The sequence below is a fragment of the Xanthomonas arboricola pv. populi genome (assembly GCF_002939945.1).
Classification (GTDB): Bacteria; Pseudomonadota; Gammaproteobacteria; order Xanthomonadales; family Xanthomonadaceae; genus Xanthomonas; species Xanthomonas arboricola_A.
The window spans coordinates 117,977-126,434 of sequence record NZ_MDEB01000009.1 but is presented as its reverse complement, the minus strand read 5'-3'; the positions used below and the strand labels follow the sequence as shown (position 1 = coordinate 126,434).

General features: G+C 56.9%; 4 protein-coding genes and 2 pseudogenes. 3 read left to right on the top strand and 3 right to left on the bottom strand.

Translation table 11 applies throughout. From position 1 onward, the window contains the following. Positions 1–316 precede the first annotated feature (316 nt). A pseudogene (locus tag XaplCFBP3123_RS21930) lies at positions 317–421 on the bottom strand (methyl-accepting chemotaxis protein); the annotation flags it as partial. A 211-nt stretch (positions 422–632) separates the two neighbouring features. On the opposite strand from XaplCFBP3123_RS21930, the gene XaplCFBP3123_RS19370 reads away from it, so the two are divergent. Then, on the top strand, positions 633–2,888 hold the full coding sequence (locus XaplCFBP3123_RS19370) for a methyl-accepting chemotaxis protein (protein ID WP_104535499.1): 2,256 nt from the start codon (positions 633–635) through the stop codon (positions 2,886–2,888). 82 nt (positions 2,889–2,970) lie between these two features. Here the strand turns inward: XaplCFBP3123_RS19370 and XaplCFBP3123_RS19365 are convergent. After that, positions 2,971–3,942: pseudogene (locus tag XaplCFBP3123_RS19365) on the bottom strand (IS3 family transposase); the annotation flags it as partial. A gap of 615 nt (positions 3,943–4,557) precedes the next feature. After that, on the bottom strand, positions 4,558–5,439 hold the full coding sequence (locus XaplCFBP3123_RS19360; RefSeq protein WP_216361751.1) for an AraC family transcriptional regulator: 882 nt from the start codon (positions 5,437–5,439) through the stop codon (positions 4,558–4,560). Here XaplCFBP3123_RS19360 and XaplCFBP3123_RS19355 point away from each other — a divergent pair. Both XaplCFBP3123_RS19355 and XaplCFBP3123_RS19350 read left to right on the top strand, forming a co-directional pair. After that, positions 5,426–6,352, top strand: a complete 927-nt coding sequence (locus XaplCFBP3123_RS19355) for an NADP-dependent oxidoreductase (RefSeq protein WP_216361750.1) — start codon at positions 5,426–5,428, stop codon at positions 6,350–6,352. The genes XaplCFBP3123_RS19360 and XaplCFBP3123_RS19355 overlap by 14 nt on opposite strands. Positions 6,353–6,458: 106 nt before the next feature. Further along, a protein-coding gene (locus XaplCFBP3123_RS19350) for an IS3 family transposase (RefSeq protein ID WP_253254256.1) occupies positions 6,459–7,546 on the top strand; the annotation gives its coding sequence in 2 pieces (ribosomal slippage) (positions 6,459–6,711 and positions 6,711–7,546; 1,089 coding nt in all). Positions 7,547–8,458: the final 912 nt, after the last annotated feature.

The following is an 8,458-nucleotide window of genomic DNA, read 5'->3' as shown; positions in this document are numbered from 1 at the left end:
CAACCGCAGACCTCTAGTTTTAGCTGGCATTGAATTGTGGGGAGTCGACACCTGAACAGGCAAGCAGGCCAGTACAAAGCGCGCGTTCTCCCGCCCGCCACCCTTCATAAGGTCGTCCATCGCTTGCAACTTTCCTGATAGGACTGACTGTCGCAGATCCTGACAGCCCCTGGGACACTATTCAGGATCAATGAACTTAGGACCCCCCCACTTACCGCCGACGGTAGACGTGCTGTTCACAAAACGCGGCGTTGGTACTGCTGACATTTTGCTTCCATTGGAACGTCCTTCAGCAATATGGAATTACGCATCTAGCTTGGTGGAACGAGCGTGCAGCTGCCGTAGTTTCTTCCGCCAGCGCGGAATTTCGCTGAGTCGTCTCATTCGTGTGCGTAACCGTCTGGTTGACCTGCTCGACGCCTTCAACCCAGTGAAATACCAACCTTTCAGCTTAACGCCTATCAGCGTAACCACGCATTTCTGAACTCCCAAGTATGCACTAAAGATAATGACACGCAGGCCGCTTCCCTAATACTGCCGACGCATGATGCGACGACAGAAACGTGAACCTGACTTGTCCTTGGCCTAGGCCAGGATCGACCGCCTCCCCTACCTGCATTGGGATTTTTTTAATGAACTTTACACGCCGCCTCCGAATCGGAGCGCGACTAGCGACAGGTTTTGGCTTGCTCCTTGCCCTCATCACATTGATTAGCGTCGTTGCACTGCAAGGTAACAGGACGCAGAACAAAGAGCTCAACAAAGTTGTAGATGTAAGTTTGGCCAAGATGGTGGCACTCACAACGCTATTGGATATCAATAACGACATGATTGTGGCGCGTCGCGAGATGACTCTGCTCCGCGATCCCGAAAAGTTTGGAGACTACCAAACCCGCATAAAGGGGCTAGTTGAGCGCTACGAACTGACGTGGAAGGACTACAATGAAAAATTCCCAGCTCCGGACGCAGCCGCCCGCGCTCGGCGCACGCGTATCGAGGAAATGCGCGCAATAGCAATGCCAATCAATCGTCAGATTGGCGAGCGACTGGCAGCTGGTGATTACGATGGTGCAGTCGCCATCACTTTAGAAAAAGCCAGACCTGCGATGCAGGCATGGAACCAAGCAATTTCCGAGAGCGTCGCGGAGCAAAAAAAAGCGATTGCCGCATCAGCTGCACAGGCAAATCGCGCCAACCAAAGCAGCAACACAATGATCTGGGTATTTGGCACCTTGAGTCTGCTATTAGGCGGCCTGGCTGCCTGGATCATCACGCAGAGTCTGACGAAGCCGTTATCCCAGGCACTTGTTTCGGTTAGCGCGGTCGCGCGAGGCGATCTGAGCGTAAAGAGCAATGACACAACTCACGATGAGATCGGCCAAATGCTGCGGGCCTCTGACGAAATGGTGGCGATGCTACAACGATACTCTCATCAAACAACGCTAATGATTCACAAGCATGCGGGCGAAGATATCAGCCACCGCATGCCTGAATCTTTCCCTGGCATCTATGGAGAGCTGGCACAAGGAATCAATACAATGATGTTCGAGCACCTCGATGCCATCGTCGATTCTGTATCGGTGCTTGAAGAATACGCACGAGGAGATCTTCGCCGAGACGCGCGCCGCTTGCCTGCTTCGCGAGCATTCCTGCATGAATCCATGGATGCAGCCAAAGCAAGTTTGCTTGCGATCAATACGGAAATTAAACGATTGGCTCAATCTGCGGCCAATGGCAATTTTGCTGAACGTGGCGACAGGGACCGATTCCAGCATGACTTCCAGGTCATGGTCGATGACCTGAACTCCATGATGCATATCAGCGATACAAACCTAGGTAAGCTGTCCGGACTTCTTGGGGCGGTTGCACAGGGCGATCTCACGGCACGAATAGATGGTGAATTCAACGGCGTCTTCGCGAAGATGCGTGATGACGCAAATGCAACTGCACGTCAACTCGCAACTATTGTGGGCCGCATCCAACAATCGGTGACCACGATCAACTCTGCCGCAGGCGAAATTGCAGCAGGCAATCAGGACCTCTCCCAGCGAACCGAACAACAGGCCGCCAATTTGGAAGAAACAGCCGCTTCCATGGAAGAGCTGACAGCTACCGTGCGTCAGAATGCCGAACATGCTAACCAGGCAAATCAGTTGTCGATCGGCGCGGCGGCAGTTGCGTCCGAGGGGAGACAAACTGTAGCCAAGGTGGTCGAGACGATGGTGGGCATTGAGGCCGCCTCGCGCAGGATTGGCGACATCAACTCGGTAATCGATGGAATCGCATTCCAGACCAATATTCTGGCGCTGAACGCCGCAGTTGAAGCTGCGCGGGCGGGGGAGCAGGGCCGAGGTTTTGCTGTCGTTGCCAGTGAAGTGCGAACCCTTGCTCAGCGAGCTACCAGTGCCGCGAAGGAGATCAAAGACCTCATCGACGATTCTGTCCTACGCGTGGCTGATGGCTCGCGGCTCGTGAATGCCGCTGGTGAAACGATGGGTGAGATTGTTGCTAGTGTGCAGCGCGTCACCAATATCATGGGTGAAATATCTACGGCATCCCAGGAGCAATCAGCAGGTATTGAGCTGATCAATCAAACTGTCACGCACATGGATGAGGCCACACAGCAAAACGCTGCCCTGGTAGAAGAGGCGACTGCTGCTGCCCGCTCTATGGAAGAACAGGCTAACCAACTCAGCGAAGCGGTGTCGGTTTTTAAAATTGATACCATTGCGATTTCGTCAAGTGTTCGGAAGCTGGCAGTTGTATCCAATAAGAACCCAACTGGCCCCAGGTCGGTGCCTTCTATTGCGCCTATGAAGACGAAAAATAAAGTTCAGAATCAGGTTGCTGCTTCACCGGATGGTGCCATGGACTGGCAAGAATTCTAATGTTGTGACGTTAGGAGGCTCGGTATTTCCGGGCCTCTGTTACGCCGTACCAAGATCCTTGCGAAGAGGCGTGATCCACTTGCCTGACGCGTCGTAATTCGCGTCGCCAGCGTTCGATCTCGGTCCGCGCGTGCAGCAACGTTTGGAACCAATGCTCGTTGAGGCATTCGTCGCGCAGCCGGCCGTTGAAGGATTCGACGTAGGCGTTCTTGTTCGGTTTGCCCGGCCGGATAAGCCGTAGTTGCACACCATGGGCATGCGCCCAGGCGACCATCGCCCCGCCGCAAAATTCCTTGCCGTTGTCGGTGCGGATCGCTTGCGGCAAACCGCGACTGTGCGCGAGCCGATCCAGCACGCGCGCAACGCCATGTCCCGAGATCGCGCGCTCCACATCGATAGTGACGCTTCGTGCGTTGCGTCGTCCACGATCACCAGACACTTGAGCACTTGGCCTTCGGCAGTGCGGTCGAACACGAAGTCCATCGACCACATCTGGTTGGCCTGCGATGGTCGCAACAATGGTTGGCGCTCGCCCACCGACATCTTTTTGCGCTTGCGGCGGCGCACTTGCAGCTGCTGCTCGCGGTACAACCGCTCCACACGATTGGAGTTCACGATGCGTCTTTCCTGTCGCAATTTTTGAGATAGATCATCCCCACGCCATAGCGACGATGGCGATGCGCCAGCGTAAGAATGCACTCTCGCAGTTCGCCATTGCGATCTTCGCGCGGGCAGTAGCGCAGCGCACTGGCGCTCATGCCGATCGCTGCCAAGGTGCGGCGCTCGCTGGCACCACAGCCAATCCACTCGCGCACCAGCGCACGACGCGCCGGTGCGCTCACCACTTTTTTCGCAGCGCATCCTTGATCAGGTCGTTCTCGAATAGCTGCTCGGCCAGCAACTTCTTGAGTCGCGCGTTCTCGGCCTCAAGATCCTTGAGCCGTTTGGCATCGGGCACGCTCATCCCGCCGAATTTGCTGCGCCACAGATAATAGGAGGCCTCGCTGAAGCCATGCCGCCGGCACAGCTCCTTGATTGCGACGCCGGCTTCGGCTTAGCGCAGGAAGCCGGGCGAGCCAGAAACATGCCAGGAAAGGGGGGGCTGGAGGCGTCCAATGGCGTCCAACGAGGGAAACGCCTAAGCATGATGGTGTTTGAAGATGGCTATGGTTAGGAGGATTGAAACTCATTTCGTGTAATGACTATTTCCTGCCATTTAGGCGCCATGCCTGGCATCTTGAGCCCTCTATTTCTCGCCGTTTACGGACATGTCCCTATTTATGCAATGCTCCGATCTTTTGACGAGATCGTCTTTCCCGCGTAACGCGCGCAACGTGTGTTACGACCCGTTATAAATGTTTAAATTCAATTACTTGAATCGATCCAACGGTCGCGCACTACGTAACAGGCGTGTAACCGGCGTAACGCTCGGCGTGACAGCGAAAGAGTTACACGAAGCCAAGGAGTTTGACCGCTCAGCTAATCGGATTGGACCCTGCCCCAAGCGAATTGGACGCAGTAGAGGCGCTTAAGAAGTCACGGGGCTGGTCACGGGTGGGAATCGGCCAACAACGGAAGCGGACATCATCAACATCGCATTGAGTTAGCAGAACTTGCTGTAAACCGAGTGACCAACACTCCTTGGTGCGCGTACTTGGAAAGACAGTCTTCAGCCACGCACTTCGTCAGCGTTCGAGCTCCCTCCACTCTTAAAGGCAGATGGTGTCGTTGCCGTTACCTGCCTGAAAGCGGCAGAGAAGGCAGCGGTACTGGCGAATCCTGCCTGCGTTGCAACAGCAGGGATGGTCTTGCCTCGCGACAGTTGCTCCATGGCCCACACGATCCGCGCCCGCTGTCGCCAAGCCTTCAGCGTCAATCCTGTCTCCAGCGGAAACAGTCTGCTGGCGGACCGGACCGAGGTAGCGGCGCGGGATGCCAATCCGGACACGTCCAGCGCATTGCGATAGTCTGCCAAAGCAAGGTCAGCCAACCGTTTGCCCAATGTGCTCTTCGGCATTGGCAGAAAGGTAGGTGCATCCTGCAACACGGTCAGCTCATGCAGCGCTAGCCGCACCATCAGCTCGGCCTTCTCCGCTCCAAGGTCGACTGACACGGCCTCGTCAAGGAGGGCGCGCAGCAACGGCGTCACCTGTGAGACAAACGCCCGCGCCGGGAACGAAGGTGGTGCCCAGTCTCGGATCGCATCCTTTCGCCAAAGCATGATCCAAAGCTCAGCATCGGTGAGGATATCCAAGCGATGGGCAACCCCCGCCGGTACCCACGCGACGAGCTGGGGTGGGACGAGCCATACGCCTTCGTCTGTGTGCACCTGCACCGTTCCCGACGCCGCGAAGGTGAGTTGCCCTTCGTCATGGACATGGTGCGGCAGACTTGAGCCTTTCGGCTTAAATGCCCTGTGGATCGTGAAAGAGCCTGTCAAGCCTCTGGCCTTTGTGCGATGTGAGTTGGCGTCACATCGAAGAAGTTTATCACTATGCTTTGCAGACATTGATGGCCAAGCAGACGGGATTGCAGAGATGAAGGTGAACATGAAGAGCGTGCTTATCCGGGCGTACGGGTCCAACGATCAGGTCGAGTTCGCCGAGGTAGCCCGGCCCGTGCCCGAAGCAGGCGAAATCCTGATAAAAGTGGACGCCGCCGGCGTGAATCCTATCGACTGGAAGATCCGCGGCGGAGCTGGGCAACGTATGGGCATGACGCTGCCGATTCGACTTGGAAGCGAGGTGGTTGGCAAGGTCGAGGCACTAGGTCCGGGCGTCGAGCATTTCCGGGAAGGCGAATCGGTGTATGGCATGGTTTCATCCGGCGGCTTCTCGCACTACGCCATCGCCCAGGCAAGCCAACTTGCCCGCACACCAGGGAATCTCGACATTGTCCATGCAGCCGCCCTGCCCTTGGCGGGCACCACTGCCTGGCAGGCGATGTTCAATGAAGGCGGGCTCCAGGCTGGGCAGCGACTTCTGATCACGAACAGTTCCGGCGGCGTGGGATCTCTCGCAATTCAGTTAGCCAAAGCGCATGGGGCGCACGTCACCGCAGTGGCGTCAGGGCGCAACGAGGCATTTGTTCGAGGCCTAGGCGCCGACGAATTCATCGACTACACGCGGCAGCCGTTCGAAGAGGCCGTCCGCGATGTGGATATGGTTTTCGATACGATGGGTGGCGACACCTTCCAGCGAGCGTTCAAAGTTCTGAGGAAGGGCGGATCCATGGTGACCATTGTTGCCTTCCCTCAGGATGAAGCGGAGCGCTTTGGTGTGACCGTGAAGCGATCGTTCACTCTGCCAAACGCCGCCAGCCTCAAAGAAATTACTGCGTTGGCAGAGCGGGCAGAGGTTACGCCGCACGTTGAAGCGGTGTTCCCTCTCGCTGAGGCAGGGCAGGCGCTGGCGCTGTCCGAGGCTGGGCGGTCCCGTGGGAAGATCGTGCTGACGATTGCGTAGTGATGCAGACGCCATCACCCATGGTTCATTAGAAGATAGGTAATCCCCCACAGGTTAGCTGACGCCAGAAGTGGAATTTTCTCGTACCCTTTTCTGAGGAGGTTCCATGAAGACATCCCGTTTCACCGACAGCCAGATCATCGCCGTCCTCAAGCAGGCCGAGGCCGGCACGTCAGTGCCGGAGTTGTGCCGAGAACACGGCATCAGCTCGGCAACGTTTTATAAGTGGCGCAGCAAGTTCGGCGGCATGGATGCGTCGCTGATGTCCCAGCTCAAGGAGCTGCAGGACGAGAACCGGCGCCTGAAGAAGATGTACGCCGAATCGCAAATGACTGCCGAAGTACTTCGTGAGGCGATGGCAAAAAAATGGTGAGGCCATCTCAACGCCGGGAGATGGCCCGATGGGCGGTGGCGAACAAGGCGATGAGCATCCGGCACGCCTGCCAGGCGTTTGAGGTCAGCCAGACCTGCTACCGCTATCAAGCCAAGGCCAGCGAGGAGAACGTCCAGATTGCCGATTGGCTTGTCCGGTTGACCACGACCTATCGTGATTGGGGGTTCGGCCTATGCTTTCTGCACCTGCGCAACGTGAAGGGCTTCGGCTGGAACCACAAGCGGGTGTACCGCATCTACCGGGATCTGGAGTTGAACCTGCGGATCAAGCCGAAGAAACGGCTGGTACGTGAGCGGCCAGAGCCGTTGTCGGTACCGGAGACGAGCAACCAGGTCTGGTCGATGGACTTCATGCACGACCAGTTGGCCGATGGTCGCGGCTTCCGGTTATTTAACGTGCTCGACGACTTCAATCGCGAGGGTCTGGGCATCGAGGTCGACCTGTCGCTGCCATCGGCCCGGGTGACCCGCTCGTTGGAGCAGATCATCGAGTGGCGCGGCAAGCCGTGCGTCATTCGCTGCGACAACGGCCCGGAGTACATCAGCGGCGCGCTGCTAGCTTGGGCACAGCAGCGCGGCATCCGCATCGAGCATATCCAGCCGGGCAAGCCGCAGCAAAATGCCTACGTCGAACGTTACAACCGCACTGTCCGCTACGCTTGGCTGGCCACAACGTTGTTCGACACCATCGAGCAGGTTCAGGACAAGGCCACGCGCTGGCTATGGACGTACAACCATGAGCGCCCCAACATGGCGCTCGGCGGTATCACCCCAGCAATGAAATTGGCGATGGCCGCGTAGCTCCACTTTTGGCGAACGCTAAAAGCGGGGGGATTACCCAGTGGCTTGCACCGGACAATTTATGCCTGCATTGACATCATAAGTTGTCTAATACGGCCAACTTGTGCTTACAAGAACACGCGTCAGCAAATCATTGATTTAACTGGTGGGCCCACCATCTACCTCATAAGCAATGGAAACCGTTGGCAGGTAAAGCCTCTTTGACCCATCACCCCGACGGTTACCGCCAGAGCTACCGCCATCGGACAGGAACTTGAAGCACGAGAGCCCCGCAGGCCGCTCTGGCAGGGTCCGACCATGCCCGCTGACAGCCTGGCATGAAGGTGCGCCGGTGGCTGCCCCCTGCGCGCGCAATCGTCGCCCCGCCACGCCTGCGCACTTCATGGGCAGCTTTTTCCGCATGCCTGCACATGGCGCCACCGCAAACGGGACAAGGCCAAGATCGCGCCATAGAGGCCTTTGCTCTACCTGCGGATCCCTGCGCCAAGCACCGCACCAGACACCTCTGCGTAGGCCTGATGCCAGCTTTGGACATAGCTTTTGACTGTGCTGTATTAAAGCCATGTCCAATGCAGCCCGATAGAAGCACCTCTCCAACTAGGAGTGTTTCGGGATCGCTACGGATTGGCATGCTGCATTACCCAGTAGGTAACACGCGCCCACTTGCCCAACAGGCAATGCATGACTTGGACAGCCTGCCCCGTCGGGCTTTCGAGGCGACGGCGCAGTATCCCCTATCAGTAAACTACGTCCTGGCTTACCTATTTCGCTAGTAACACTGGTAACTCGCGTAACAATTCTCACGCATATCCAATACATCAATGACTTAAGAGAAAATCCGCTGATAGGTAAACGGGTAACAGGGTGTGACACATGTAACGCGGTGAACGGAATTCAGGCTTGGCGGCCATC

Coding starts and splice junctions, on each gene's coding strand:
- XaplCFBP3123_RS19370 (WP_104535499.1), top strand. CDS start 633: ATGAACTTTACACGCCGCCTCCGAATCGGAGCGCGACTAGCGACAGGT.
- XaplCFBP3123_RS19355 (WP_216361750.1), top strand. CDS start 5,426: ATGAAGGTGAACATGAAGAGCGTGCTTATCCGGGCGTACGGGTCCAAC.
- XaplCFBP3123_RS19360 (WP_216361751.1), bottom strand. CDS start 5,439: ATGTTCACCTTCATCTCTGCAATCCCGTCTGCTTGGCCATCAATGTCT.